Here is a 25,658-nt window from a genome sequence, read left to right on the forward strand (position 1 = left end):
GGGATCGTTGATTCAAGATCTCTGAGGGAGATCTTCTACGGCACATCGCGCTGCTTGATCAATTCCGCAGCCAACGCCATCAAGATTCTTGGCCGTGCTCAGCATGGCGCACTGCGCACCCAAGCTAAATCCGAAGGGTGACCCCAACAAGTACCTGTCTGACAAGGGCGCGCCGTGGAAGAAGTTGGCCAACGAGAAGCCGAAGGGCGAGACGATTCAGTATGACAAGCTGTTGAACGCCTGGAAGGAAGGCAAAGTCCGCTGATCGCCATCGATCGGTTTGACTGGACGTGAGCGCCCCACTGTCGAGCCGGCGTTCTTGAAACCCTCGACGAAAAAACGTCGGGGGGCTTCTTCTTGGTTGGTCACCGAACTCGGGGGCAGGCAGCCGTTGGCTTGAATTGCTGCCCCGTTCGTTGGAACTCCCCAGAGCTGGATAGCCGGAACGGATCGCGCGTTTCTACAGCGGAACTTTGACGTCGGCCAGGACGCGCTTGACGCCGTCGAGGAATTTCACTGCGTGGTCGCGTGTGCCCTGTTCGACCGCACTCCAGACACGAGGCGGAAAGTTGCTCGGCAAGACAATTTGAACCCGGGCAAGTGCCGCATCGACCCCTTCCACCATCTCCACCATCTGCCCCCACATCCCGGCGATGCCGCTTTTCTCGGCAAGCCCGAACCAATGCTCCGTCCGGATCTCGAGCAGCTTGTAGTGCGCATTTTTCGAACGCACAGCCATCGCAAGTGTCGCCTTGTGGCGTGAGATCTTGTTCGGTGCCTCGCCCATGACGGGCCATGCCGAGAGGATGTCGTAGAGCGGTGTCATTGCGAAGCTGCCGCCACGCCGGTGGAAGATCGAATAGTTCTTGGCATGGCCATCGATGGCCGCGAGCAGCCAGAACGCCAGTTGGGTGCGGATGAAGCGGCTGCGATCGAGCTCGCTTTGCTCGCTGGCTGCCAGCAGTTCGAGGCTGGTCCGCATGGACGGGCCACCGTCTTTTTCATATTTGTTGTCGGGAGAGGTGCCGGTGGCTTGGCAGAAGTCTTCTTGAGGCAGTCGGGCGATCCAGGTGCCGGTTTTCGGATTGAAGCCGGCTTGGTCTTCTTCACCGGCGCTTGCAACACCTTGCCACCGGCGGTCGAAGCGCTTGACGACGAGCGCCTTTTTCTTGCCGAAGGTGGCCATTTCCGTCTCGGCCGACGTCAGGCCTAGCTCGCGAACGATTTGTGCGCACAGCCATTCGTTTTCGACCGACTCGGACATGTCGATCAGTCGTCCACCGATGAGGCCGAGCGGCAGCTTGAGGATGTGGGTGGTCGGGGTGGCGCCGTGCGGACGCCGCCAGATGTCCCCGAACTTGAGCAGCGCGGTTTTTTCCTGGGCGCCCGCGATGGAGATGCGGAAGTCAATGTCGTCATCGGTGTCGCGCATGCCGAGTGGTGTGTCGGAGGTGACGCCATTGAGGATGCGCTCGACAGCATCGTCCGTGAGGGGCTCGCTTTCAATGCGGTCCCACCCATCGGGGCTCATGTTCGTGGGCAGGAGCTGCACGGCGCCCACGCAGTCGCGGCCGATGGCCGACAACAGGTCGAAAGCTTCGGTTGATCGGGCCTTGAAGCGCGAGCGCAGGCGCTTGCGGATCTGCTCGTTGTCCGGCAAGAGGTTATCGAAGTAGTTCTCGACCGCTGGCCCGCGAATCTCGCGGCCTGCGGTGATCGGCAGCGACAGCGACAGTGCTCGTGCCGCCGGCGAGCGTAGCCACGATTCTTCGTAGGCAAACGCGGGGTTGCCTGAGCGAGTGGAAAACCAGACGCCGACCAGTTCCCCATTCATCCAGACGTTGAGTGCATCGCGCATCACCAGTCGCCTTCGCCGGCCTTGGGCAGCCCATTGGGTACGGAGGGTTCATTCGCCTTGAGCTCGGTGGCGCCCATCGGGCTCAGCGACATCTGGACGCCGAGGGCCGACAGCAGTTGGAGCAATTGGTCCACGCTGATCGATGTCGGATTGGCTTCGATGCGCGCGATGCGTGCCTGCCCCACACCCAGAACCTTGCCCAGCGCCGTCTGGCTCAAGCCTTTGGCTTGGCGCAGTGCACGCAAGTGAGCTGATAGTTGAGCAGGGGTCAGGATGAAGTAGCTCATTGGTGCAGCGTATTCCTCTTTTGGCATATATGTCAAATATTGCCAATAAGGAATATGTGTAAACATATGCCTAAATTGGCATAAATTGCGTCCCCACGCCAAAGGTGATTGCGCGCATTCCTCGAGCCGTTTCAGCGACCACTGCGGTACGCTGTCGCCCCAAGACCAACAGGACGCTGTCATGAAAAATCTCCCAGCACGCGAAAAACTTGACCTGGCCGAGAAGGTTGCCCTCTACCTCGTACTCGTCGGATCGCTCGACAAGACCTCTCCTGTCGAGGATTACGACCGCGCCAACGAACTGAGCCTGGAGCTCGCCATGCTGCTGCCGAGCAACCTGTACCGAAACATGGTCGAGGCAGCGGCGCACCCGAATAGCAAGGTCAATCCGGCGTCGGTGGCGATATCGATGCGGTCCGAACTGATTGCGCCGGACGAGGGCAACCTCCAACCGGAACAAGTCGCCTTCCACGCGCCCGGCGCGGCGATGGAGCGTCCCAAGGGCAAGGCGCACTGAGAGTGCTGAGAGGATTTCGATCATGCCCGCTTATCACGCCAAAAGACCCCTGCTCGTCGTTGCAAATGCTGGCCATAGCACGAGCTATGGCTGCGCTTTGCGCCTAGATCAGGTGCCTTTTGACGTGCTGCTCGGACACGCTCGAAATACTCTCAGCCTCTGAGAGGCTGAGAAGCTCCAGCGAACCTCGCACGAGAGAGCTCGAACCATGGCCCCGAACAGCATCTTGTCGTGCATTGCGATCACTGCATCGCTCGCATTGACCCCGTCCGTGTCGACCTTCGCGCAGTCCGCGCCCGACGGGCCGATCACTTCGCTGCCGTACTCGCCGAGCCTCGACCTCACGTCGATGGACAAGACCGCAGAAGCCTGCATGGATTTCTATCGCTACGCCTGCGGCGGCTGGGAGCAGAAGAATCCGATTCCCGCCGACCAATCGAGCTGGAGTGTCTACGGCAAGCTGCATGACGAGAACCTGCACTTCCTTTGGGGCCTGCTGAACGAGGTCTCGGTGGCGCGCCTTGATCGCACGCCCTCAGAGCAGAAGACCGGTGATTACTTTGCGTCCTGCATGGATGAGTCGGCCATCGACGTCGCGGGCGCCGACCCCATCCAGCCCGCGCTCGATAGAGTCGCCAAGCTTACGAAGACGAAGGACGCGGCCCGGCTCACCGCGTGGCTGCACCTGACGGGCACCGACAACGCAATCTTCCGGTTTGCCTCCGAGCAAGACTTCGCCAACTCTTCGCAAGTCATCACGACGGCGGACGCTGGCGGCCTGGGTCTGCCGGACCGCGAGCAGTACTTGAAGACGGATGCCAAGTCCAAGGACATCCGCAGCGCCTACCGCGCGCATCTCGCGCGCATGTTTGAGCTGCTGGGAGACTCGCATCAAACGGCCTCTGCCAATGCCGACACCGTGCTCGCGATGGAAACCGATCTGGCCCGCTCGTCGCTCAAAAGCGAAGACCGCCGCGATCCGCACAAGGTCTATCACAAGATGACGCTTGCGCAGCTCAAGAAAATCGCGCCGAACTTCGACTGGCCGGTTTATCTCGAGACCCTTGACGTGCCCGTCGAAGCGGCCATCAACGTCGCCCAGCCGGCGTTCTTCAAGAAGCTCAACATCATGCTCGGCAAGCGCTCGCTGGCCGACTGGAAGACTTACCTTCGCTGGAAGATTGTCGACGCGCAGGCGGCCAATCTGTCCAGGCCATTCGTGCAGGCGAACTTCGATTTCTTCTCGACCAAGCTGCGCGGCATCGAGAAGATGCCCCCGCGCTGGAAGACTTGCGTGCGCGCGGTCGATCGAGACCTTGGCGAAGCACTCGGCCAGGTATTTGCCAAGCGCACCTTCGCGGCCGAGACCAAGCAACGAGCCGCGGACATGACGAAGGCGATCGAGCGCGCCATGGAAGCGCGCATCGCGACCCTCGACTGGATGAGCGCATCGACGAAAGCGGCTGCGCTCGAAAAGCTTCGCACCCTCGTCAACAAGATCGGATACCCCGACAAATGGCGTGACTACGGTGCACTTGAAGTGCGCCGTGGTGACCATTTCGGCAACGTCCAGCGCAGCCAGACCTTTGAGTCGAAGCGCCAGGTTGCCAAGGTCGGCAAGCCTGTGGACCGCAATGAATGGGAGATGACGCCGCCCACCGTCAACGCGTACTACAGCCCCCAGATGAACGACATCAATTTCCCGGCAGGCATTCTTCAGCCGCCACTTTTCGATCCCAAGCTGGACGATGCACCCAACTTCGGCAACACCGGCGCCACCATCGGCCACGAACTTACGCACGCCTTCGACGACGAAGGACGCCAGTTCGATGCGAAGGGCAACCTGCGTGACTGGTGGACGAAGAAAGACGCCGACGAGTTCACGAAGCGGACGTCCTGCATCGTCGACCAGTACTCAGGGTACACAGTCATCGACGACATCAAGATCAACGGCAAGCTGACCGTCGGTGAAGACGTGGCCGATTTGGGCGGCACCATCATCGCGTACCTGGCGTGGAAGGCGACCACGGCCAACCAGAAGCTCGAGCCGGTGGACGGCTTCACGCCCGAGCAGCGGTTTTTCATCGGCTACGCCCAATGGGCCTGCACCAACGCACGGCCTGAAATCTTGCGCCTGCGCGCGCTGACCGATCCGCACTCGCCGGCGCGATATCGCATCAATGGCGTGGTGGCCAACATGCCCGAGTTTGCACAGGCGTTCATGTGCAAGCCCGGCCAGCCCATGGTGCGCGAGAAGCCCTGCAAGGTGTGGTGAGACGGTCGTGTTCATTGGAGCCCTGTTCGCGCTGGCTGCGGGCCTGATGTGGGGTTTGGTCTTCATTGCCCCGCTGATGCTGCCGGAGTACCCTGCGGCATTGCTCTCGTTTGCACGCTACCTGGCTTTCGGCGTGATCGCCGTTCCCCTCTCCTGGTTCGATCGCGCAAGGCTCGCGCAATTCACGCGCAGCGACTGGACAGAGGCGCTCAAGCTGTCGACGGTGGGCAACTTGCTGTACTACCTGTGTCTCGCCGCCGCGATCCAGCGTGCGGGCGGGCCGCTGCCGACGATGATCATCGGCACCTTGCCGGTGGTGATAGCCATCAGTTCCAACTTGCGCGATGCGAAACGCGATGGACGGCTCCCCTGGCGCAAGCTCGCAACCTCGCTTGCCTTGATCGGAATCGGCATCGCGCTCGTGAATCACGTCGAGATCGACCATCTGCGTGCGCAGAACCATGCCGACATCGGCAGCTATGTGTGGGGCGCGCTTCTCGCCATCGGTGCTCTGATCTGCTGGACCTGGTACCCCATCCGCAATGCCGATTGGCTGCGTGCCCATCCCGATCGCAGCCCGCGCACGTGGGCGACGGCGCAAGGTCTCGCGACGCTTCCGATGGCTTTCTTGGGCTACGCGGGGTTCTGGATATGGAACAGCGTCAGTGGGCAGGCGTTTTCCATGCCGCTCGGACCGACGCCTGCGCTCTTCGTTGGCCTCATGCTCGCCATCGGCCTGCTGGCTTCATGGCTGGGCACCATGTGCTGGAATGAAGCCAGCCAACGCCTGCCGACCACGCTGGCAGGGCAGTTGATCGTCTTCGAGACGCTGGCGGCCCTTGCCTATGCCTTCATTCTGCGGGGCGCGCTGCCTGCAAGCGCTACCCTTGCGGGCGTAACGCTGCTCTTGGCCGGGGTCATGTGGGCACTGCGCGCCAAGCCCGTCCCGCTCGTGGCCAAATCCTAGAGGCTGAGAGTGTTGATCATGCCCTCATTCGCCCAAAACCCCCGGACGCTTTTGAAAAACTCTCAGCCCCTGAAGTGCGGAAAATTGCCTGCGTGGAGCTGTAAATTCGATATGTCGCGCAAGGAGGTCAGAACTCCTTTGCCAAGATCGTCCCCAAACTTTGTTGCCATGCACCACCTGGAAGGACCCCGTTACGTGAATCGCCAACGTTCCCTTATCAACGCGAGCGTGCTCGCAGTTCTTGCTCTGACCCTCGCTGCCTGCGACAAGCCGGCACCGACTTCGGAGTCCGCCACCACAGCGACGCCGGCCGCATCCAGCGCCTCGGCCACAACGGCCAGTCCTCAGTCTTCGCCGCGTGACGTTTACGAAGCCGCATCCAAGGGCACCGGCTTCACCACCGGCCCGGTGATGGCAGCCAACACGGTCTACGTCTTCTTCGACCCCACTTGTCCACATTGCGCCCAGTTGTGGACGAACGCCAAGTCGTTGTCCACCAAGCTGAAGATTGTGTGGATGCCCATCGGCCTGCTGCGCAGCTCGTCGGCGCCTCAGGGCGCAACCATTCTGGCCTCACCCGACCCGGCGGCCGCAATGAACGAGAACGAGACCAGCGTGCTTGCCCATGGTGGAGGCATCACCGCCAATCAGAGCGTGGGCGGCGAAGTCATCAAGAAGGTCCAGGCCAACACAGACATCTTCAAGCAGCTCGGCGCAGAAAGCGTGCCGCTGATCGTCTACCGCAACAGCAAGAACGGACAGTTCGGCAAGCACGACGGGGCAGTGACAGCCGAGCAGTTGGTAGAAATGGTGGGGCTTTAACAAGCACCTGAACGGAAGGCCTCGCTAGGCTAGAAGGCAAAAAAAAGGGACCTTTCGGTCCCTTGGGAATGCCCGCTTCGGCCTTTTGTGCTGAATCGCACTTCGAAGTGCCGCGGCGCCACGTTGTGGGTCGCCTCCCCGCGGGGAATGAAAAGAATTGTCTTCGTTGGAAGAGTCGTCGTCCTGAGAGTGGTATTAAACGTTCTGAAAATCACGCCCCTGCATGGGATTTGGGACGTTTGAAACAGACCGGAATCCTGTCATGAGGTCCCCGGTCGAAGACCGTCCTGCCCGAATTGAGCACCCGCCTCCTGAAAACACTGCCCCCGGAGTTCCCTGCAAATGCGTTTTTCAAGAGTTTCCACCTGCATCCTGGCCCTCTGGGCTGGGACAGCGCTCGCCGATCCGAGCCCGAAGCAGGCGGCGGCTTGTGTGGCGGCACTGCATGCCCGAGCCGAACCTATGGCCAAGCGGATGCGCGAAGGCGATGCGGAAGCAGAAGTGCAATTGCTGCCGGTCGTGACGGCCTCGTTTGCCTTCGTCGGCTCCGTCTACAAGCAAGGCGTGCGCGGCCCTGAAGCCGATGCACTGCTGAAAGCCGCTGAAAAGGCGCAGTCCACCGTGTCGCCAGACGATCTTGCCCGCGCGCAGGACGCTTGCCAGGCGCAGGGCCAACAACTGCTCACGCAGGCGAACTATTTCGAGCGTCAGTTCGTTTCGCGCGCTGCCCGCCAGCGCATCGACAAGCTGCGCGGCTCGTCTTAGGCTTAGGCCTGCTCTCAAGCTTCGGTGTTCGCCATGGTGCCGCGACACGCCGCCGCCCCGCACCGGCATGGGTAGTCCGCCGGCTCTGAATCGCCCACGTCGAGGCGATAGTCTATGAAGAGTTCTTCCCCGCGTCGAACTCGCCGTCGTGTGTGGATCAGGATTTGCAACTGACCGTCCTCGTCGGTTTCTTCGCAGGCCTCGCAATTCGGCGCACACGAGTGGTTGATGTGCCGGGTCGCGTTGCCGCCTTCCGCGCCGTCGATCAGCGTGCCATCGGACAGGCCGAAGACATAGGTCAGCTCTTGATCCCACTGCCGGTCGTTCTCCTCTTCCGGGGCATAGCGCCGCCCCTCGTAACGGCCCACGAGATGGCCACGTGGCATGCCGCACAGGGCGAAGGTGCCGATGCCGTGGATGTCGCTGTGCCGCACTTCAAGTTCAGTGTCTTCGGCGATGGATGAGAGCTTCGTCTTGGTAATCATGTCTATCGAAAGATAAAGGCCAGGCCATTTGCTGCAAGCAAGATGCTGCTTGCGCTCGATGGTCAGGGAGTTGATACACGAAAAAAATAATGAGCGATTGATATGCCGGCAGGCTCGTCCCGATTCTGCAAGCTCCGTTCCAGAACGAAGCCGAGATTCGTGCCTTTCGGGCTACCAAAGCGCTTCGTCCACGACCTCCACCCAATGCCTCACCGGCGTCTGCGTCCCGCTCTGCAAATGCTGGATGCAGCCAATGTTGGCCGATACGATAGCCTGTGCCTTCAAGGGTTCAAGCTGGCCGAGCTTGCGGTCGCGCAAGGCATAGGCCATCTCCGGCTGAAGCATCGAATACGTTCCCGCCGATCCACAGCACAGGTGACTTTCTCGTGGCGCGACTTGCACGTCGAAGCCGAGTTCGTTGAGTGCCGTTTCCACACCGCCTCGCAATTGCTGCCCATGTTGCAGAGTGCACGGCGAATGGAAGGCGAGGCGCGTGACCTTGCGGCGACGAACCTTGTTCTTGAGCGTTGGCATGAGACCGGGCAGCAGTTCACTCAAGTCCTTCGTGAGCTCCGAAATTCGCTGGGCCTTGTCGGCATACGCCGGGTCATGGGCCAACGCACGCCCGTAGTCCTTCACTGTCGCGCCGCAGCCCGACGCGTTCATCACGATCGCCTCGACCTTTCCCGACGACACGGTGGGCCACCATGCATCGATGTTGCGCCGCATGTCGGCGAGACCGCCCTCGTGGTCACTCAGGTGTAGCCTGATGGCTGCGCAGCAGCCTGCCTCGTCGGCCACCAATGTCTGGATGCCGGCCGCGTCGAGCACGCGCGCAGTTGCGCTGTTGATGTTGGGCATCATCGCCGGCTGCACGCAGCCCATCAGCAAGAGCACGGCACGCGGGTGCGACCGGTTGGGCCAGCGATGCGTCTCTTCTCCTGCCTTGGCAGGAACCTTGTTTTGCAAGTTCGCGGGCAGCAGGGGCCGCACCAATTGGCCGACTTTCATCGCTGGCGCGAAAAGAGGCGATGTGAGACCTTCTTTGAGCAGCCATCGAACGGCCCGCTCGCCCGCAGGCCGTTGCACGCGCTCTTCGACGATGTTTCGCCCGATCTCCACCAGTTGTCCGTACTGCACGCCCGAGGGGCAAGTTGTTTCGCAATTGCGGCAGGTGAGGCAGCGGTCGAGGTGCAATTGGGTCTTGCGCGTGGGTGCATGGCCTTCGAGCACCTGCTTGATGAGATAGATTCGTCCACGCGGCCCGTCGAGTTCGTCGCCCAGCAACTGGTAGGTGGGGCAGGTGGCGGTGCAAAAACCGCAATGCACGCACTTGCGAAGAATGCCTTCCGCCGCTTCGCCTTCAGGCGTGTTCTTGAATTCAGGCGCGAGTTGGGTTTGCATGAAGACTCAGTCTCAGAGCCCGGTATACAGACGGCCGGGGTTGAACACACCGGCTGGGTCGAAGGATTTCTTGAGATTGCGGTGGATGCGCATGAGCGCCGGCGCGAGCGGTGCGAACACACCCGCCGACTTGTCCTTGCCGAGAAAGATCGTCGCGTGGCCACCCGCCAATTTCACCGCCTCGCGCACCTGGGCTGCGGCCTGTGCGCTCACAAGCCAGCGCTGGGCTCCGCCCCATTCCACGAGTGTCTCGCCGTGTAGTTTCAATGGTGGTGTGGTGCTCGGTACCGACAAGCGCCAGAGCGTCGCGCCACCGTCGACGGCCTTGCCTGCATGCGCGAAGAACTCGTCGGTATGATCGCGAAGCCCTTGCCAGAACGGTGGACCCAAGTCGGCTTCGATCAGGTCGCCGCCCAGGGCATCGATGGCCGCATTGACCGCCGCGAACGCACCGCGCAGCCGCACCACGAGCGTGTCGCTCCACCAGGCACTCGCGTTGATCGGCAAGGGCTTTCCAGCCCATTCGTTCAGACGCTGCAGCGCGGTGGCCTCGTCAATCTGGAACCGCACCGTGGCGCTCGCGCTCGCCATCGGCAGCACCTTGAGCGAGACCTCGAGGATCACGCCCAGCGCGCCCATCGACCCGGCGAGGAGGCGCGAAACGTCGTAGCCTGCAACGTTCTTCATCACCTGGCCTCCGAAGCTCAGCACGTCGCCGCGACCGTTGAGCAGCGTGGCGCCGAGCACGAAGTCGCGCACCGATCCGACCGCGGCGCGCGACGGCCCCGACAAACCTGCGGCCACCATGCCGCCGACGGTTCCGCCGCCGGGCGCGAAATGCGGCGGCTCGAAGGGCAGGTACTGGCCGCGTTCGGCGAGCGTCGCCTCGAGCTCGGCCAGCGGCGTCCCGCAGCGTGCAGTGATGACGAGTTCGGTTGGTTCGTAGACCGAAATGCCTCGAAGTCCAGTCGTGTCGAGAATGGCGCCTTGCTGTTTTTCTCCATAGAAGGCCTTGGTGTTGCCGCCGCGAATGTCCAGGGTCTCGGCGTGGGTGCCGGCCGATTTCACCTGGTCGACCAATCGCCTCAGCGCGGGGTCGGTGTCCGGCATGTCAGTCTTCTTCAGAAGCGAGGGATGTCAGCGAAGGGCAGCAAGCCGCGATGCACGTGCATCTTGCCTCCTTCCGCGCAGCGCGCCAGGGTGGGAATCACCTTGCCGGGGTTGAGCAGCTCCTTCGGGTCGAAGGCATGTTTCACGCCGAGCATCTGTTCGCGTTCGTTGGCCGAGAACTGCACGCACATCGACATGAGTTTCTCGACGCCCACGCCGTGCTCGCCCGTCACCGTGCCGCCCAGGGCCACGCTCGTTTCGAGGATGTCAGCGCCGAACTGCTCGCAGCGACGGAGCTGGTCGGCGTCGTTCGCGTCGTAGAGGATGAGCGGATGCAGGTTGCCGTCGCCCGCATGAAAGACGTTGACGCAGCGCAGGCCGTACTTCTTTTCCATCTGCGCAATGGCGATCAGAATGTCGGCCAGCCGCTTGCGCGGGATGGTCGAGTCCATGCACATGTAGTCGGGGCTGATGCGACCGCTGGCCGGAAAGGCATTCTTGCGGCCGCTCCAGAACTTGAGCCGTTGCGCCTCGTTCTCGCTCACCTGGATGCCGTTCGCACCACTCGAGCGCAGCACGTCGACCATGCGCGCGATCTCCTCGTCCACTTCCTCGGGCGTGCCATCGCTCTCGCATAGCAGGATGGCTGCGGCATCGAGGTCGTAGCCAGCATGCACGTAGGACTCGACGGCCGCCGTCATTGGTTTGTCCATCATTTCGAGCCCCGCGGGGATGATGCCGGCGGCGATCACGTTTGCCACCGCATCTCCTGCATGCCGGATGTCGTTGAAGCTCGCCATGATGCAGCGCGCCTCCTGCGGCATCGGAATGAGCTTGACGGTGACCTCGGTCACGACCGCGAGCATGCCTTCGCTGCCGACCAGCACGGTCAACAGGTCGAGGCCAGGCGCATCGAGCGACTCGCTGCCAATGTCCACCGCCTCGCCGTCGGCCAGGAAGCCCTTCACGCGCAATACGTTGTGCAGCGTGAGTCCGTACTTGAGGCAGTGCACGCCACCCGAGTTCTCGGCCACGTTGCCGCCGATGGTGCAGGCGATTTGGCTGCTCGGGTCGGGTGCGTAGTACAGGCGATGTGGTGCGGCGGCCTCGCTGATCGCGAGGTTGCGCACGCCGCATTGCACCCGCGCCGTGCGCGCGTGGGGGTCGAGCGAGAGGATCTTGTTGAACTTGGCGAGGCTGAGGGTCACCCCCCGCCGATGTGGAAGCGCACCGCCCGACAGGCCCGTTCCGGCGCCTCGAGGCACCACTGGCACGTCGAGCCGATGGCAGGTGCGAAGCACGGCGGCGACTTGCGCTTCGGTCTCGGGAAGAGCCACGACCAGTGGTTGCTGGCGATAGGCGGTGAGCCCGTCGCATTCGTAGGGAATGGTGTCCTCGGTATGCCAGAGCAAGGCATGCTTGGGCAGCACGGCGCTGAGTTCGGCCACCACCTGGGTGCGACGTTGGACGCGGTCGGTGACGGGGGTGGCAGAGTCGTTTCGCAGTGGGGCGTTCATAGGCAGGTCCCCGGGCCTCTCAGGCTGTGAAAACAGTCAGGACGCCCGTGTACCCGTAGAGGTGATGCCGTGCTATCTCGCCGCTTGCGAAAAACCCGACCAGCGGAACATCGCCCAAGGCGTGCCTCACGATTGCAAGCTCCGCCGACGGCGCACCGAAGTGTCCGCCGCCTCGTCCGGCACAACTCACGTACACCGCGCCCGCGATCCGCTGCGGTGCCTGTTCGATGCCGGTTCCCTTCAAGGCAAGCGCCGTCTCCAGCGACAAGGCTGCCGGCGCCAGCTCCTCCCGGATCTCGCTGCAGATGCGCACCAGGTCGCGCCTCGCCGCCATCGTGTTACGGCTGCAGAACGTGAGTTGCGTGCCTACCGGCGCGACATCGCCGATGGCGATGCCATTGCGCGCCGGATCGAGTCCCACCAGATGCCGCACCCGCGTGTCGTTGCCGAACTGCCCGGCCCGCGACAACGCGTTGTCCTGTGAATCGCTCAAACCCACGAGTGTCTGGCGCAGCCGGGGCAGGGCTTCACGAGGCTCGCGGTCGTTGATGTCCATGTCGCGCAGCAGGCAGTCGAGTGCGGGCTCATCGTCGAGGGTGAGCACGACGTTGCGCTGGGAGGCAGTGACGCGCCGCACTGGCCCAACCGGCTGGCAGCCCTGAGTCACGCGCGACATCATCGCCACGTCTGCGCTGAAGGCAACCCCCGACAAGCCGCCTTCGAATACGCCGTCGGCGATGTGCGCGCACCGTGCCGGCCAGCGCTCACCGGGCGGCACGTCCGCCCGCGCTGACGCCAGGCCGCCGAAGAGATAGCCGGTCGATGTGCGGTCCGCCAGCTCGCCGATCAACTCAGACAGATCGCTCGTGTTCGGGTCAGCGTGAACCTGCGCTGTGGCCGCATCGAAGGCGCCGAGCGGGCGAATGCCCGAAAACACCTTGAAGCACTCGCGCGGGATGTCACCCAGCATCAGGGACACCGCAGGTTCATCGAAGTACTCGACTCCGTTGCCCGAGATGCCCACGCCTACCGCACCGACCCAGGCCGTGCCCGGCCAGCGCCGTTGCGCGTCCGCAAGAAGCGCTTCGGCCTGCCCGCCAAGGTGATCGGTCAGGTAGAGCCAGCCGATGGTCGGCTGACTGATGACCGCGTGGACACGCTGCGCCTCGATCTGCGCCGCCGCCTGGGCGAGGGCCGTTTTCCCGTCCGCGTGCGTGGCGTGTGCGTGCAGAAACAGTTTCATGGCCGGCGCCGTGAGAATTTAAGTATCTAGGTGGATTTGCGCTTGCGGGCGGCCGTGGTCGACTTGCGCGCCACGGGGGCGGGCGCGCTGACGGTTTTCTTGATTGTCTGTTCGGCCGCGTCGACGCCTTGTTTGACCATCGCCGTTGCAAGGTTCTTCGCGGCGTCGGCAGCGGTGTCTTTCATCGCGGCGGTGGCAAGTTCAGTGAACTGCTTGGTCAGCGCGCCCCACCACTGCATCGGGTCGACGGGCGACGTGCCGGTGTCGGCCTTCGCCGAACGGGATGTCTTCTTTGCGGCCGTCTTGGCTGCAGGCGGCGGGGGTGCCTCGGCCTTGTCCGCCGCGGGCGCCGCCGTGTCCGTTCCCGGCATGCGGATCTTGAGCGAGTCGCGCAGGTCGTCCATCTGCACGTTCATGGTCTTGAGGGTCGACAAGGTCATTCGCTGCACTTCCATTGCCTGGATGGTGGCGCCTAGCATGCGAGCGTTCTGCTCCAGCCAGAACTGCACCGTACGCAGCTCCTCGATGCGCCTCTCCAGTTCCTCGGGATTCAGCGTCGGCGCGATCCATTGCCCGATGTTGGGCAAGGCAGAGCCGGCGTTCTTTACTAGGTCCTGAAGAAAGTCGAAACCGGGGACTAGCTTGGTGAAGGCAGGCGCGTCGGCCATGAAGTCTCCTTGCAGTCGTTATGCGACTCATTGTGCATGGGTTGTGGCGCCCTTGGCAGATGCGACCCCGACCTTCGCGCAAGTATCACTGGTGCAGTGATTCACTGCTCTGCGGAACTTAGGACATGGCCCGAAACAACTTGCCGTTTTGGGGGTGCTGGGCGGGCGCGCTGCGGCGTTGCTCCGCACTTGTGTGGCTCGCCACACGGCGCTCGGAGCGCCTTGCATCGCATCCCGCCCAGCGCCCCCAAAACGGGAACTTATTCCGGGCCATGTCCTTATTCACTGCCTCGCGAATTCGACCTTTTCCACCTTGTAGCCCCGTTTGGCCAGAAGTTGTGGCAGGCCCAGCGGCCCGATCATGTGCAGGCTGCCCACAGCGGCGAACACGCGCTTGCCGCCGACATGCAGTGCGTCGATGCGCTGCGCCATCGCAGGGTTGCGGTCGTCGAGCAATCGCTTCATCAAGGCGCGCTCGGAGTCGGTGGACATGCACTGGCACCACTCGTCGTAGCGATCGAGCTCGCCGTAGCGGCTCTCGGCCCACACGCGGGCAATGCGGCGCAGCATGGGACTCGCCTCACCGGTCTCCAGAGAATGAAGTGTTTGTTCGATGCTCTCCCGCGCTTCCTGCCGGGTGCGGCTGCGAAGCGCCGCCAGTTGCTGCTCGGGCGTCTCAAGGGAGATCACCGGCCGACCGAGCTTGTGGCCAAGCAGGGACAACGATCGATCGATCGCGTAGGTCGGGTCGAGCCCGTCGCGCCGGGCGGACATCGCCACGAGGGTTGTCGAAGCCATCTCAGCTGACATCAACTCCAGCAACTGCTCGGGCAGGCAAGCGGCCTGGATCTGCGTGATCAGTCGCGCCTTCAGCGCATCGTCAACGGCGTCCTGCGGACGAGGTGCCATGCCCGCGAAAAGGCGCTGCATGATGGCCGGGTCCAGCACGTCGAGCTCCAGCGCGACCACGTCGCTGTCCCGCATGGCGCTCATCAGCGTTGCACCTGGATAGGCCCAGTCGTGCCTTGCAACATGAACGGTGCCGTAGAGGTAGGAGACCCGCCCGTCCTTCTGGATTCGCCACATGAAACCGCGATCGACCGCCGTCTGGGACGCGGCGTCCTCCAGCGCTGGTGGTTGTGCCGCCGGCGGGCAGGGCCGCGCGCTGTCGGCATGGGCATGAAAGCCGGTGCTCACCAGCAATGCGGCGATGAGCCATCTGAACGGGCGCCCTGCGATGAGATGGTGGATCAATTTCATTGCGAGAGCTTAAGTCCTGGTCCAGGCGCCGCGAAGGATCAGGCCGAGGCTGTGTACAGCGGCGCGATCTTCTGATCGATCGCGCCAAAGATGCTCGCACCATCCGATCCCTTCATCTCGATGCGGATGGTGTCGCCGAAGCGCATGAATTCCGTCTTGGGCGCGCCTGTCTCGATGGTCTCGATGGCGCGCTTTTCTGCGATGCACGAGTAGCCGCGCGACCAGTCCTTGTTGCTCACGGTGCCCGATCCGATGATGCTGCCCGCGCGCACATTGCGAGTCTTGGCAATGTGCGCGATCAACTGGCCGAAGTGGAAGGTCATCTCCGTCCCGGCGTCGCACAGGCCCACGCGCTTGCCGTTCCAGACGCTTTCGAGGTTCAGGTGCACTCGGCCACCCTTCCAGGCGCCGCCGAGTTCGTCGGGCGTGACCGCGACGGGGCTGAACGCGGTGGCGGGCTTGCTCTGAAAGAAGCCGAAGCCCTTGGCGAGTTCGGCCGGAATCAGGTTGCGCAGGCTGACATCGTTGACGAGCATCAGCAGTCGGATGCCTTCGAGTGCCTCGTCCGGGGTTGTGCCCATGCCCACGTCGGCCGTGATCGCCGCCATCTCCGCTTCGAAATCGATGCCGAAGCCTTCGCTCGGCACGATCACGTTGTCGCAGGGGCCGATGAAGTCGTCGCTGCCGCCCTGGTACATCAGCGGATCGGTGTAGAAGCTCTCCGGCACCTCGGCGTTGCGGGCCTTGCGAACGAGCTCGACGTGGTTGATGAATGCCGAGCCGTCGGCCCATTGGTATGCGCGGGGCAGGGGGGCGGCGCACAGTTTGGGATCGAAGGCGAACGCGTGGCGCGCCTTGCCGTGGTTGAGCGTCTGGGAAAGCTCTTCGAGCTGCGGCGAGAGGAAGTTCCAGTCGTCGAGAACCTGCTGCAGTCGGGTGGCGATGCCCGTCGCATAATGGGCCGTGCTCAAGTCGCGCGACACGACGACGAGTTGACCGTCGCGAGAACCATCCTTGTAGCTTGCGAGTTTCATGGTTGCCGAGGGCGTGTCGTGGGCCCGATGTTTTTTGATCCTCCCATTGTCGATGCTCACCGATCCCTCGCAGCTTTTGCCTCGCAGTCATCGGCGCCCGAGATTGCGCGTGCTGTGGTGTTCGGTGATCGTTGCTGCCGTGATGCACTGGTGCTTGCTGGGGACAGGTGATGTGGAAATCGGTGTGCTGGAGCCGTCTGGCACAGTCGCGGCGATGCAGGTGCGGGACGTGCCTGCCCCGATGCCTTCGCATGCTGTTCCAACGCCGGTTCCTGTCGTGCAGCGCTCGCATCCTCGGGCATCCATTGAAGGTGTGGCTGCCCCGTTAGCGGAACCGGCTCCGTCTGTCGCCTCATCCGGCGCGATCGAGACACCGAGCGAACTCGCCGCCATCCCCGCCGATACCGAACTCGTGAATGCCTTGGCCATGCCTGCCGGCCCCACCGAAGTGACGGTGCCCGTATATCGCACCGAGATGCCGCCGGCCGCAACCCTGCATTACGAGCTGCGCAAGGGATCCCTTTCAGGATCCGGTGAACTTGCCTGGAAGCCTGCTGCAGACCGGTACGAAGCTCGCCTTGAAGGCAGCGTCGCCGGCATGAACCTGATCACACAGATCAGCGTCGGTGTTTTTGATGCCAACGGTCTCGCGCCGCTGCGCTACACCGATACCCGTTCGCGCCGAGCCGCCAATGCTGCCAATTTCCAGCGCGACAAAGGAAAGATCACCTATTCCGGCCCGCAGGTCGAATACCCCCTCATCCCCGGTGCCCAGGACCGCGTGAGCTGGATGATTCAGATCGGAGCCATCCTCAACGCCGACCCGAAACTCGCCACTCCCGACGGAAAAATCTCGATGTTCGTCTCGGGCGCCAGCGGCGATGCCGACTTGTGGGTCTTTCGTTATGTGGGGGCGGAAACCCTGCGCAGCGATTCCGGCCCGTTGCACACGGTCAAATTTACACGCGAGCCGCGCAAGGTCTACGACAGGTCGGTAGAGGTGTGGCTCGCGCCCACGCGCCACCATCTCCCGGTGCGTGCCCGTTTCACCGCTACCGCGGGTGGCGACATTTTCGAATTGCTGCTTCGAGACATCCAGTCGCCATGATCCTGAGGATTTGGCCCGATTGAGACACATCTTCCGGCGGTAGACCCATGGCTTGAAATTTGCGTTGTAGGACTCAGCTTCCTGATCAAGGAGTTCTTGATGCAAATGCTTTACAACTCGGATAGTTTCGCGGTCGTGATGTTCGACGTGCCCAACGCGTCCGAAGAGGGAAGCGAGTCCGCCCTCAATCGCGGCGGTTATGAAATCGTCGACAAGTTCGCGCGGCGCGAAATCTTCATCGAAGGTGCCCTCGCGCAAAGTTTCAAGGAGGGTGTCGAAGCGCTCATCGAAAGCCAGCCCTCGGAAGAAGAGATCGACGAGTACCTCGGCCGGTTCTCGTCGTTGATGCAGCACCCCGTGATCCTGCATTGAAATACCGGCGAAATGGCCTCACGACGGTTCAAGCAATATCTCACGCGTGACCTGTAGCCGATCGGGCCCAGGATAAAAGGGGCTTGCTGCTTGGTGCATGCTGCGCCAAGATGGTTGTCCCCTTCCCGGAGGGTCCCATGGGCAAGAGCTTGAGCGATGCACGCGCGGTGTTGTCCCCCGGCCTGAAAGAGGCGCCGGTACTGGACCGCATGTGTTCGCAGTTCGTCCTCACGCTGACCATGCGCCACGTCGGCCGCTTCAACTTGCGTCGCGACTGGAACAGTCTGCTCTCGCTCACCGGGCGTCACCTGGTCTGGCCCACTTCCGTGCTCGCGCGACTGCGCGAATTCCTCAACGGTCGTTGCAAGGGCAATGAGCAGTGGAAAGGCCATGAGTCGCTGAGCGACGAGGTCTTCATGGCGCGCCACGGTGGCTGGCGCGGCCCCTATGAAGAAGCCACGCTGTTTTTCTACGTCGATGAATACATCAAGGACGCACCCAAGGATCTGCTCGCTGTCTTGGGCGCGACGGCAGACTGGCTCGATCGGAGTCTGAAAAAGGAGTCGACGCTCGTCGAGAAGAACATCGACGCATTGGCTGGTCTGCTGCAGCTCAACCCCGCCGAGCGCGCCTTGCTGCTCTATGGAACGCTGGCTCGTTACCAGCGCGACCTGCGCGGCTTGCTGGTTGAGTTCAAGGTCTCGAATGCGCAGGAGGCTTATGCCGCGATCGCGTCCGTGGCGGGTGTCAACGAGACCGAAGTGGCCGAAGCGCTGCGCGCAGGCTCGCGACTCGAACGCATCGGCATGGTCGAGAATCTGATTTCGGAACACAACATCACCGACCTCGCCGACTTGATGAAAGTGAGCGAGCAACTGCCGCCGGTGCTCATGCGCCAGTACGAGGGTCCGTCGGATTTGATGGCTGTTTTCACGCGGCCCGCAACGCGCAGCGAGCTGACGCCGGCCGACTTCCATTACGTGGGCGACGACCAGAAGGTCTTGACCGCCATGTTGCGCAATGCGGTCGCGCACAAGGAGCCGGGCGTCAACGTGCTTCTGTACGGCCCGCCCGGCACCGGCAAGACGGAACTCGCCAAGGTGGCGGCGCAGGCGGCGGGGCTCGAGTTGTACGAGGTGGAATACGCCGACCGTGACGGCAACTCGCTCAGCGGCCGCGACCGGTATCGCTCGCTGCAGATCAGCCAGGTTTTCCTCAAGGGCGGCAGCAACGTCGCGCTCTTGTTCGACGAAGTGGAAGACGTCTTCCCGCCAATCTCCACCGATGCTGCGCAGTTGATGGCGCGGCTTGACACCGGCGACGGTGCGCCCAGCGGCAGTGTGAGCGGCAAGGCCTGGGTCAACCAGATCCTCGAAACCAATCCCGTGCCGGTGATCTGGGTGACCAATCGCATCGAGCAGATCGATCCGGCGTTTCGCCGCCGCTTCCAGTACCACCTCGAATTGAAGAGCCCGCCGCCCGGCGCGCGCGAAGCACTTGTGACGCGTGCCTTGGCCGGCGTCCCCGTCTCCGAAGGCTTTGCAGCCAAGCTGGCCGAGCGCAAGGGCCTCACACCGGCACAGGTGCGAACCGCGGTCAAGTTCGCCCGCCTGGCGAACGAGGCCGGCCACGTCGAGGCGCTGATCGAGCGGCAGATCGGCAATGCAGACAAGGCGCTGGGCAACGGCCTTTTCGGGCGCGGACCGCGCCGCGTGGTCACGTCCTACGATCTCTCGCTCGTCAATACCGCGTCGCGTTTCGAGGTGCCCAAGATCGTCGAGGCACTGCGCCGCAAGGGTCTGGGCACCTTGTGCTTCTACGGGCCGCCGGGCACCGGCAAGACGGCGTTGGCCGAGCACATCGCGCACGAATTGCAACGTCCCTTGATGGTCCGCCAAGCATCGGACCTCGTGAGCAAGTTTGTCGGTGAGACCGAGCAAAACATGGCTGCGATGTTCGAGGAAGCCGAGGCCGAACAGGCGGTGTTGCTGCTCGATGAAGCCGACAGTTTCCTGCGGAGCCGGCGCATGGCCGAGCGCAACTACGAAGTGAGCGAGGTCAACGAGATGCTGCAAGGTATGGAGCGCTATGCCGGCATCTTTATCTGCACGACCAATCTCTTCGACGAACTGGATGAGGCGGCACTGCGGCGTTTTACGTTCAAGATCCGCTTCAAGGCGCTCACTGTGGAGCAGCGCGAGCGAATGTTCATCGCCGAGGTGCTGAACGGCGATGCAGCGGCGCTGACGGTGGAACAGCACGATCGGCTGGTCGAACTCGATCAGATATCACCAGGCGATTTCGCTGCGGTGAAGCGGCAGGTGGACATCCTGGGCGTTGGTTTCGCGCCGGACGAATTCCTCGCCCAACTCGAGACCGAACACAAGGTAAAACCCGAAGTCCGCCAGCGGCGGGGCATTGGTTTTCGTCACTGAAATCCACAGTGTGTGGCCTGGCGGCGAAACCGGTGCGGCAGGGGCTTGACGGCCTTTCTACAATGGTCAGATGAAAGCCATTCAGTACACCCGCGCCCAGTCGCTGCCAGAGATCCTCAAGCAACGCATTGCCGTCCTCGATGGCGCGATGGGCACAATGATCCAGCGCTACAAGCTCGGCGAGGCGGATTTTCGGGGCGAACGCTTTCGCGATCACGGGAAAGACCTGAAGGGCAACAACGACCTGCTGCAACTGACACGGCCGGACGTGATCCGTGAGATCCACGAGCAATATCTTGAGGCGGGCGCGGACATCATCGAGACCAACACCTTCGGCGCGACCACGGTGGCGCAAGAGGACTACAGCCTGGCCCATGTGGCCCGAGAGTTGAATGTGTCCGGGGCAAAGCTGGCCCGCGAGGCCTGCGAGAAATTCAGCAGCGCCGACAAGCCGCGTTTCGCTGCGGGCGCCATCGGCCCCACGCCGCGCACAGCGAGCATCAGCCCCGATGTGAATGATCCAGCCGCGCGCAACGTGACTTTCGACGAGCTCAAGGTGGCGTACTACGAGCAGGCATCAGGGCTGCTCGAAGGCGGCTGCGACCTGTTCCTGGTCGAAACCATCTTCGACACGCTCAATGCGAAGGCCGCGATCTTTGCGCTCGATGAATTGATGGAAGACAGCGGCGAACGCCTGCCGGTGATCATCTCGGGCACGGTGACCGACGCATCGGGCCGGATTCTCTCGGGGCAGACGGTCAGCGCCTTCTGGCACAGCGTGCGTCATGCCCGGCCGTTGGCGGTGGGGCTGAACTGCGCGCTTGGTGCGACCCTGATGCGGCCGTACATCGAGGAACTGGCGAAAGTCGCGGGCGACACCTTCATCAGTTGCTACCCGAACGCTGGGCTACCCAATCCGATGAGCGACACGGGCTTCGACGAGACGCCCGAGATCACCGGCAGCCTGGTCGAAGAGTTCGCCAAGTCGGGCTTCTTGAACATCGCGGGTGGGTGCTGTGGCACGACGCCGGCGCACATTGCGCAGATTGCACAGCGGGTAGGGAAGTATCAGCCGCGGTGCTTGCACAACGTGCCGTTCACGGGGTTGTTGGCCGCATAGGCCCATCCGGGGTTTCACCAGGGCTGCAGCGACTTGTAGCCCTAATCTGCTTCACCCCATCTGCAACACACGCTGCAGATTGAGCCTGATCTTCACCTCGTGCGGAGCCACGCCGCCGGTGATCTCGAACGCCTTCTGACGGATGTCGCGCGTCGAGGGTTCACCCAGCGGTGTTCCGTTGCGGCTGATGATGCAGGCCACTTTGGGTTGGTTCGCGCGCAGACCGCGGCGCAGCACGATTGCGACCTCGGTGCTTGCAAGGCGCACGTAGCTTCCCGGCGGATAAATCCCTACGCCCTTGATGATCGCAGCGCCCGCCTCATCGGCCTTTTTGTTCTCATCGAGGTAGGCCGCCTTGGCTGCGGCGATCGCCGGCATCGCCTGCCGCATCTTGCGGGGGCTCAACCGCGCCGCGAAGATGTCCGCGCGCTGGATCACTCGGGCCATCTGCAGCATGGGAGGCAGGTCTTTCAGCGGGCCGGCCGGCGAGGCATGGTGATGCTCCACAGCCCGAAGCCAGAGTTCATCCTTCACGCCCAGCTCATGCATCTGCGTCGCTGCCTTGAGGGCGTGACCGTCGATGACATCGCGCTGCCGCGGTGTCACAGGACCGTCCTGCAAGGCGAGCATGTCCTGCAATGTCGTCATCGCGATGTTCATCGTGAGCGCAGCTCGGCGCATCGATGGCCGCCATTCCGCCGGCCACGGCAGATTTCGCGCCGCAAGTTCGCAAATCGAAGTGACCAGCAGCGCATGCGTCACGCTGTACTGATGCAGCTCGCTTGTCGTGCTGTGGATCAGCGTGAGCAGGCCGGCATCGGTGTCCGCATCCAGCAGATCGAGCAAATCGCGATCGAGCTTCTCGACGCGCGAAGGGAAGTCGGATTGCGGCGGATCGTGCAGCAGCGAGCTTGCATGCAGCATGAGATTGTTCCACTCCGAGATGGGGTCGCCACCTGCCTTTCGCGCTGCCGTGCCGCCGAGTTCCGACACATCCGGCTGCGCCTTGGCAATCTCGCCCAGCAGCGCATTGCTGCGCACCATGGAATCGACCTTGCCCGCGAGCGCCTTCTTGAACTGCTCCGAGTCGTTCTCGTCGACGTAGATCCCGCGCGTGATCAACTGCTGCCGCTGCGCCTCGGTCGCCACCATCGTGCCGCGTGGCACGAGCAGATGCCCCGAAGCGTCGCGCAAGGCGAACGGCACCGGGAACCCGATTTTCAGAACAGTGGACGGGAGTTGGATGACAGCCATAGAAAGGGCCAGCAAAAAGCACTTCTTGCGGCCTAACGCCGCGTTGCCCTCATTTCGGCAGTTCCGCACCCGACTTGAACCCCGGGCCTTGGGCTGCGCCCGTACAATTGCCGTTCGCCCAAGGAGCGTTGCGACAGCCGATCGGCTGCCAGGCTTGGGCCGATTCTTCTCAACGGCGCTCACCCGACCTTCTGGCCGCGGTGAGTTGCGCGGTCGATTCGCTGTTTGGACGATCCCGCTGCCATGACCACCGCCTCCACTTCCGTTCACGTGCCGCCTATGAAACTCTCGGGGCTTGAACCCGTGCTCATAGGCGATGGGTCGCTGTTCGTCAACATCGGCGAGCGCACCAACGTCACGGGCTCCAAGGCCTTCGCGAGGCTCATCCTCAACGGCGAATTCGAGAAGGCATTGGCTGTCGCGCGACAGCAGGTCGAGAACGGCGCCCAGGTCATCGACATCAACATGGACGAGGCCATGCTCGACAGCAAGGCGGCGATGGTCCGTTTCCTGCATCTCATCGCATCAGAGCCCGAGATTGCGCGGGTGCCGATCATGATCGACAGCTCGAAATGGGAGGTCATTGAGGCCGGCCTCAAGTGCATCCAGGGCAAAGGCATCGTCAACTCGATCTCGCTCAAGGAAGGCGAAGAAAGCTTCCGGCATCAGGCCAAGCTCCTGCGCCGCTACGGCGCCGCGGCCGTGGTGATGGCCTTCGATGAGAAAGGGCAGGCCGACACCTACGAACGCAAGATCGAGATTTGCGAACGGGCATATCGCCTCCTCGTCGACGAGATCGGCTTTCCACCTGAAGACATCATCTTCGACCCGAACATCTTCGCCATCGCAACGGGCATCGAAGAGCACGACAACTACGCCGTCGACTTCATCAATGCGACGCGCTGGATCAAGCAGAACATGCCGGGCGCCAAGGTGTCGGGTGGCGTGTCCAACGTGAGCTTCAGCTTCCGCGGCAACGACCCGGTTCGTGAAGCCATCCACACCGTGTTTCTGTACCACGCGATCAAGGCGGGCATGGACATGGGCATCGTCAACGCCGGCATGGTGGGCGTGTATGACGACCTCGAGCCCGATCTGCGCGAGCGGGTGGAAGACGTGGTGCTCAACCGCCGGCCGGATGCGGGCGAGCGCCTGGTGGAGGTGGCGGAGAGCGCCAAGGGCGCGGCGAAGGACGACAGCGCCAAGCTCGCGTGGCGCGCCAAACCGGTGGACGAGCGCCTGAGCCACGCCTTGGTGCATGGCATCAACGACTTCATCGTCGAAGACACGGAAGAGGTCTACCAGCGCATCAAGGCCGGGGGCGGGCGTCCGCTGCACGTGATCGAAGGCCCTTTGATGGCCGGCATGAACATCGTGGGCGACCTCTTCGGCCAGGGCAAGATGTTCCTGCCGCAGGTGGTCAAGTCAGCCCGCGTGATGAAGCAGGCTGTCGCCCACCTGCTGCCCTACATTGAGGAAGAAAAGCGCCTGCTGATCGACGCTGGCGGCGAGGCCAAGCCCAAGGGCAAGATCGTCATCGCGACCGTGAAGGGCGACGTGCACGACATCGGCAAGAACATCGTTACCGTCGTGCTCCAGTGCAACAACTTCGAGGTTGTGAACATGGGCGTGATGGTGCCCTGCCAGGACATCCTCGCGCGGGCAAAGGTTGAGGGCGCGGACATCATCGGCTTGAGCGGCCTCATCACGCCCAGCCTCGAAGAAATGCAGCACGTCGCCGCTGAAATGCAGCGCGACGATCACTTCCGCATCAAAAAGATCCCGCTCCTGATCGGCGGCGCGACGACGAGCCGTGTGCACACGGCCGTCAAGATTTCTCCGCACTACGAAGGGCCCGTGGTCTACGTGCCGGATGCGAGCCGCAGCGTGAGCGTGTGCAGCGACCTCCTGAGCGACGACAAGGCCGCGGCTTACATCGAAGAGCTGAAGAACGACTACGAAAAGGTGCGCGTGCAGCACGCGAACAAGAAGGCCACGCCGCTCGTTACGCTGACGCAGGCGCGCGCCAACAAGACACCGATCGATTGGGCGAGCTACGCCGCGCCTCAGCCCAGATTCACCGGCCGTCGGGTGTTCAAGAACTACGACCTCGCCGAATTGGCGCAGTGCATCGACTGGGCGCCGTTCTTCCAGACCTGGGACCTGGCCGGGTCGTACCCCGGCATCCTCACCGACGACATCGTCGGCGAATCGGCGCGCCGCGTGCTGAGCGACGGCCAGCGCATGCTCAAGCGCCTGATCGAGGGCCGCTGGGTGACGGCGAACGGCGTCATCGGTCTCTTCCCCGCGAACACGGTGAACGACGACGACATCGAGATCTACACGGACGAGGCACGCAGCGAAGTGCTGATGACATGGCGCGGCTTGCGCATGCAGAGCGAACGCCCAGTGGTCGACGGCGTGATGCGGCCCAACCGCTGCCTCGCTGACTTTGTGGCGCCCAAGGAATCGGGCGTGGCCGACCATGTCGGCCTCTTCGCGGTGACCGCGGGGCTCGGTGTCGACAAGAAGGAAAAGCAGTTCCTCGACGACAACGACGACTACAGCGCGATCATGCTGAAGGCCCTGGCCGATCGATTGGCGGAAGCCTTCGCGGAGCGCATGCACCAACGCGTGCGCACGGAGTTGTGGGGCTATGCTGCGGACGAAACGCTGAGCAACCCCGATCTCATCGCGGAGAAGTACCGCGGCATCCGCCCGGCGCCCGGCTACCCGGCCTGCCCCGATCACACCGTGAAGGGCGAGATGTTCCGCGTGCTGCAATGCGAGGACATCGCCATGGGCCTCACCGAGAGCCTTGCGATGACGCCAGCGGCAAGCGTGAGCGGCTTCTACATTGCGCATCCGCAGGCGGCCTACTTCAACGTCGGCAAGATCGGCGACGACCAGCTTCGCGATTGGTCCGAGCGCAACGGGCTCGACATCGCGCAGGCGAAGCGGTCGCTGGCGCCGCTTCTTTGATCTCGCGCTGGTGGCGATCGCGCGACGCATGGCCGAATCTGACGAACTTTGATGCGGCCAAGCGTAGTCCCGGATACATAGCCTGATTACAGGAGTGCGGGCTCGCCAGCCTGCACACTCTTACAAATGAATCAGGGCTGTGGGCAACGATCGCGAGTGTTCAGTCGTTCAAATG

21 protein-coding genes, 1 pseudogene and 1 riboswitch are annotated in these 25,658 nt (G+C 62.9%); of the genes and pseudogenes, 11 read left to right on the plus strand and 11 right to left on the minus strand.

What is annotated here, in order from left to right; all coding sequences use genetic code 11:
- Positions 1–103: 103 nt before the first annotated feature.
- Positions 104–265, plus strand: a pseudogene (locus AC30NL_RS05100) (hypothetical protein); the annotation flags it as partial.
- 195 nt (positions 266–460) lie between these two features.
- Here AC30NL_RS05100 and AC30NL_RS05105 read toward each other — a convergent pair.
- Positions 461–1,858: a type II toxin-antitoxin system HipA family toxin gene (locus AC30NL_RS05105; RefSeq protein ID WP_489462930.1), complete on the minus strand. Its 1,398-nt coding sequence runs from the start codon at positions 1,856–1,858 to the stop codon at positions 461–463.
- Complete coding sequence (locus AC30NL_RS05110) at positions 1,858–2,145, minus strand: helix-turn-helix domain-containing protein (RefSeq protein WP_489462931.1); 288 nt, start codon at positions 2,143–2,145, stop codon at positions 1,858–1,860. Before AC30NL_RS05110 ends, AC30NL_RS05105 begins: the two co-directional genes overlap by 1 nt.
- A 181-nt stretch (positions 2,146–2,326) precedes the next feature.
- On the opposite strand from AC30NL_RS05110, the gene AC30NL_RS05115 reads away from it, so the two are divergent.
- From AC30NL_RS05115 to AC30NL_RS05135, 5 genes are all read left to right on the plus strand, one after another.
- Entirely contained in the window at positions 2,327–2,662 is a 336-nt protein-coding gene (locus tag AC30NL_RS05115; RefSeq protein ID WP_489462932.1) for a hypothetical protein, read from the plus strand.
- Between the two features lie 208 nt (positions 2,663–2,870).
- Positions 2,871–4,937, plus strand: coding sequence for a M13 family metallopeptidase (locus tag AC30NL_RS05120; protein ID WP_489462933.1), 2,067 nt, complete (start codon positions 2,871–2,873; stop codon positions 4,935–4,937).
- 7 nt (positions 4,938–4,944) lie between these two features.
- A complete protein-coding gene (locus tag AC30NL_RS05125; RefSeq protein ID WP_489462934.1) occupies positions 4,945–5,904 on the plus strand; it encodes a DMT family transporter in 960 nt (319 codons plus the stop codon).
- 195 nt (positions 5,905–6,099) lie between these two features.
- Positions 6,100–6,726, plus strand: a complete 627-nt coding sequence (locus AC30NL_RS05130; protein ID WP_489462935.1) for a thioredoxin fold domain-containing protein — start codon at positions 6,100–6,102, stop codon at positions 6,724–6,726.
- A 342-nt stretch (positions 6,727–7,068) separates the two neighbouring features.
- Positions 7,069–7,491 (plus strand): hypothetical protein, encoded by a 423-nt coding sequence (locus tag AC30NL_RS05135; protein WP_489462936.1) that lies wholly within the window; start codon positions 7,069–7,071, stop codon positions 7,489–7,491.
- Positions 7,492–7,505: 14 nt separating this feature from the next.
- On the opposite strand, the gene AC30NL_RS05140 is transcribed toward AC30NL_RS05135, so the two are convergent.
- From AC30NL_RS05140 to AC30NL_RS05175, 8 genes are all read right to left on the minus strand, one after another.
- On the minus strand, positions 7,506–7,976 hold the full coding sequence (locus AC30NL_RS05140; RefSeq protein ID WP_489462937.1) for an SET domain-containing protein: 471 nt from the start codon (positions 7,974–7,976) through the stop codon (positions 7,506–7,508).
- A 171-nt stretch (positions 7,977–8,147) separates the two neighbouring features.
- The gene (gene glcF / locus AC30NL_RS05145) at positions 8,148–9,380 is read right to left on the minus strand and encodes a glycolate oxidase subunit GlcF (RefSeq protein ID WP_489462938.1); all 1,233 of its coding nucleotides are present in this window, start codon (positions 9,378–9,380) and stop codon (positions 8,148–8,150) included.
- Positions 9,381–9,392: 12 nt separating this feature from the next.
- Positions 9,393–10,490 (minus strand): glycolate oxidase subunit GlcE, encoded by a 1,098-nt coding sequence (gene glcE, locus AC30NL_RS05150; protein WP_489462939.1) that lies wholly within the window; start codon positions 10,488–10,490, stop codon positions 9,393–9,395.
- Between the two features lie 11 nt (positions 10,491–10,501).
- Positions 10,502–12,007 (minus strand): FAD-linked oxidase C-terminal domain-containing protein, encoded by a 1,506-nt coding sequence (locus AC30NL_RS05155; protein ID WP_489462940.1) that lies wholly within the window; start codon positions 12,005–12,007, stop codon positions 10,502–10,504.
- Positions 12,008–12,026: 19 nt separating this feature from the next.
- Entirely contained in the window at positions 12,027–13,250 is a 1,224-nt protein-coding gene (locus AC30NL_RS05160; protein WP_489462941.1) for an FIST signal transduction protein, read from the minus strand.
- 26 nt (positions 13,251–13,276) lie between these two features.
- Positions 13,277–13,918, minus strand: a complete 642-nt coding sequence (locus tag AC30NL_RS05165) for a PhaM family polyhydroxyalkanoate granule multifunctional regulatory protein (protein ID WP_489462942.1) — start codon at positions 13,916–13,918, stop codon at positions 13,277–13,279.
- Positions 13,919–14,200: 282 nt separating this feature from the next.
- The gene (locus tag AC30NL_RS05170; RefSeq protein ID WP_489462943.1) at positions 14,201–15,178 is read right to left on the minus strand and encodes a TraB/GumN family protein; all 978 of its coding nucleotides are present in this window, start codon (positions 15,176–15,178) and stop codon (positions 14,201–14,203) included.
- A gap of 38 nt (positions 15,179–15,216) precedes the next feature.
- Complete coding sequence (locus AC30NL_RS05175) at positions 15,217–16,212, minus strand: fumarylacetoacetate hydrolase family protein (RefSeq protein ID WP_489462944.1); 996 nt, start codon at positions 16,210–16,212, stop codon at positions 15,217–15,219.
- A gap of 52 nt (positions 16,213–16,264) precedes the next feature.
- Here AC30NL_RS05175 and AC30NL_RS05180 point away from each other — a divergent pair, with 52 nt between their 5' ends.
- From AC30NL_RS05180 to AC30NL_RS05195, 4 genes are all read left to right on the plus strand, one after another.
- Positions 16,265–17,320 carry a DUF3108 domain-containing protein gene (locus AC30NL_RS05180; RefSeq protein ID WP_489462945.1) on the plus strand — a complete coding sequence of 352 codons (1,056 nt, stop codon included), beginning with the start codon at positions 16,265–16,267 and terminating at the stop codon, positions 17,318–17,320.
- Between the two features lie 99 nt (positions 17,321–17,419).
- On the plus strand, positions 17,420–17,692 hold the full coding sequence (locus AC30NL_RS05185) for a BTH_I0359 family protein (RefSeq protein ID WP_489462946.1): 273 nt from the start codon (positions 17,420–17,422) through the stop codon (positions 17,690–17,692).
- A 137-nt stretch (positions 17,693–17,829) separates the two neighbouring features.
- Positions 17,830–20,127, plus strand: coding sequence for an ATP-binding protein (locus AC30NL_RS05190; protein WP_489462947.1), 2,298 nt, complete (start codon positions 17,830–17,832; stop codon positions 20,125–20,127).
- A 70-nt stretch (positions 20,128–20,197) separates the two neighbouring features.
- The gene (locus tag AC30NL_RS05195; protein ID WP_489462948.1) at positions 20,198–21,247 is read left to right on the plus strand and encodes a homocysteine S-methyltransferase family protein; all 1,050 of its coding nucleotides are present in this window, start codon (positions 20,198–20,200) and stop codon (positions 21,245–21,247) included.
- A gap of 51 nt (positions 21,248–21,298) precedes the next feature.
- On the opposite strand, the gene AC30NL_RS05200 is transcribed toward AC30NL_RS05195, so the two are convergent.
- A complete protein-coding gene (locus tag AC30NL_RS05200) occupies positions 21,299–22,501 on the minus strand; it encodes an HD-GYP domain-containing protein (RefSeq protein WP_489462949.1) in 1,203 nt (400 codons plus the stop codon).
- Between the two features lie 114 nt (positions 22,502–22,615).
- Positions 22,616–22,689, plus strand: a riboswitch (S-adenosyl-L-homocysteine riboswitch).
- A gap of 55 nt (positions 22,690–22,744) precedes the next feature.
- Between AC30NL_RS05200 and metH the strand changes: the two genes are divergently transcribed.
- Positions 22,745–25,483 (plus strand): methionine synthase, encoded by a 2,739-nt coding sequence (gene metH, locus AC30NL_RS05205; protein WP_489462950.1) that lies wholly within the window; start codon positions 22,745–22,747, stop codon positions 25,481–25,483.
- The last annotated feature ends 175 nt before the right edge of the window (positions 25,484–25,658 follow it).

It is taken from the genome of Rhizobacter sp., from assembly GCA_021153565.1.
Taxonomy (GTDB): domain Bacteria; phylum Pseudomonadota; class Gammaproteobacteria; order Burkholderiales; family Burkholderiaceae_C; genus Albitalea.

Bases quoted from the DNA above. Each gene is read 5' to 3' on its own strand.
- AC30NL_RS05105 (WP_489462930.1), bottom strand. From the start codon at position 1,858: ATGCGCGATGCACTCAACGTCTGGATGAATGGGGAACTGGTCGGCGTC.
- AC30NL_RS05110 (WP_489462931.1), bottom strand. From the start codon at position 2,145: ATGAGCTACTTCATCCTGACCCCTGCTCAACTATCAGCTCACTTGCGT.
- AC30NL_RS05115 (WP_489462932.1), top strand. From the start codon at position 2,327: ATGAAAAATCTCCCAGCACGCGAAAAACTTGACCTGGCCGAGAAGGTT.
- AC30NL_RS05120 (WP_489462933.1), top strand. From the start codon at position 2,871: ATGGCCCCGAACAGCATCTTGTCGTGCATTGCGATCACTGCATCGCTC.
- AC30NL_RS05135 (WP_489462936.1), top strand. From the start codon at position 7,069: ATGCGTTTTTCAAGAGTTTCCACCTGCATCCTGGCCCTCTGGGCTGGG.
- AC30NL_RS05140 (WP_489462937.1), bottom strand. From the start codon at position 7,976: ATGATTACCAAGACGAAGCTCTCATCCATCGCCGAAGACACTGAACTT.
- glcF (WP_489462938.1), bottom strand. From the start codon at position 9,380: ATGCAAACCCAACTCGCGCCTGAATTCAAGAACACGCCTGAAGGCGAA.
- glcE (WP_489462939.1), bottom strand. From the start codon at position 10,490: ATGCCGGACACCGACCCCGCGCTGAGGCGATTGGTCGACCAGGTGAAA.
- AC30NL_RS05155 (WP_489462940.1), bottom strand. From the start codon at position 12,007: ATGAACGCCCCACTGCGAAACGACTCTGCCACCCCCGTCACCGACCGC.
- AC30NL_RS05160 (WP_489462941.1), bottom strand. From the start codon at position 13,250: ATGAAACTGTTTCTGCACGCACACGCCACGCACGCGGACGGGAAAACG.
- AC30NL_RS05165 (WP_489462942.1), bottom strand. From the start codon at position 13,918: ATGGCCGACGCGCCTGCCTTCACCAAGCTAGTCCCCGGTTTCGACTTT.
- AC30NL_RS05170 (WP_489462943.1), bottom strand. From the start codon at position 15,178: ATGAAATTGATCCACCATCTCATCGCAGGGCGCCCGTTCAGATGGCTC.
- AC30NL_RS05175 (WP_489462944.1), bottom strand. From the start codon at position 16,212: ATGAAACTCGCAAGCTACAAGGATGGTTCTCGCGACGGTCAACTCGTC.
- AC30NL_RS05180 (WP_489462945.1), top strand. From the start codon at position 16,265: ATGCTCACCGATCCCTCGCAGCTTTTGCCTCGCAGTCATCGGCGCCCG.
- AC30NL_RS05185 (WP_489462946.1), top strand. From the start codon at position 17,420: ATGCAAATGCTTTACAACTCGGATAGTTTCGCGGTCGTGATGTTCGAC.
- AC30NL_RS05190 (WP_489462947.1), top strand. From the start codon at position 17,830: ATGGGCAAGAGCTTGAGCGATGCACGCGCGGTGTTGTCCCCCGGCCTG.
- AC30NL_RS05195 (WP_489462948.1), top strand. From the start codon at position 20,198: ATGAAAGCCATTCAGTACACCCGCGCCCAGTCGCTGCCAGAGATCCTC.
- AC30NL_RS05200 (WP_489462949.1), bottom strand. From the start codon at position 22,501: ATGGCTGTCATCCAACTCCCGTCCACTGTTCTGAAAATCGGGTTCCCG.
- metH (WP_489462950.1), top strand. From the start codon at position 22,745: ATGACCACCGCCTCCACTTCCGTTCACGTGCCGCCTATGAAACTCTCG.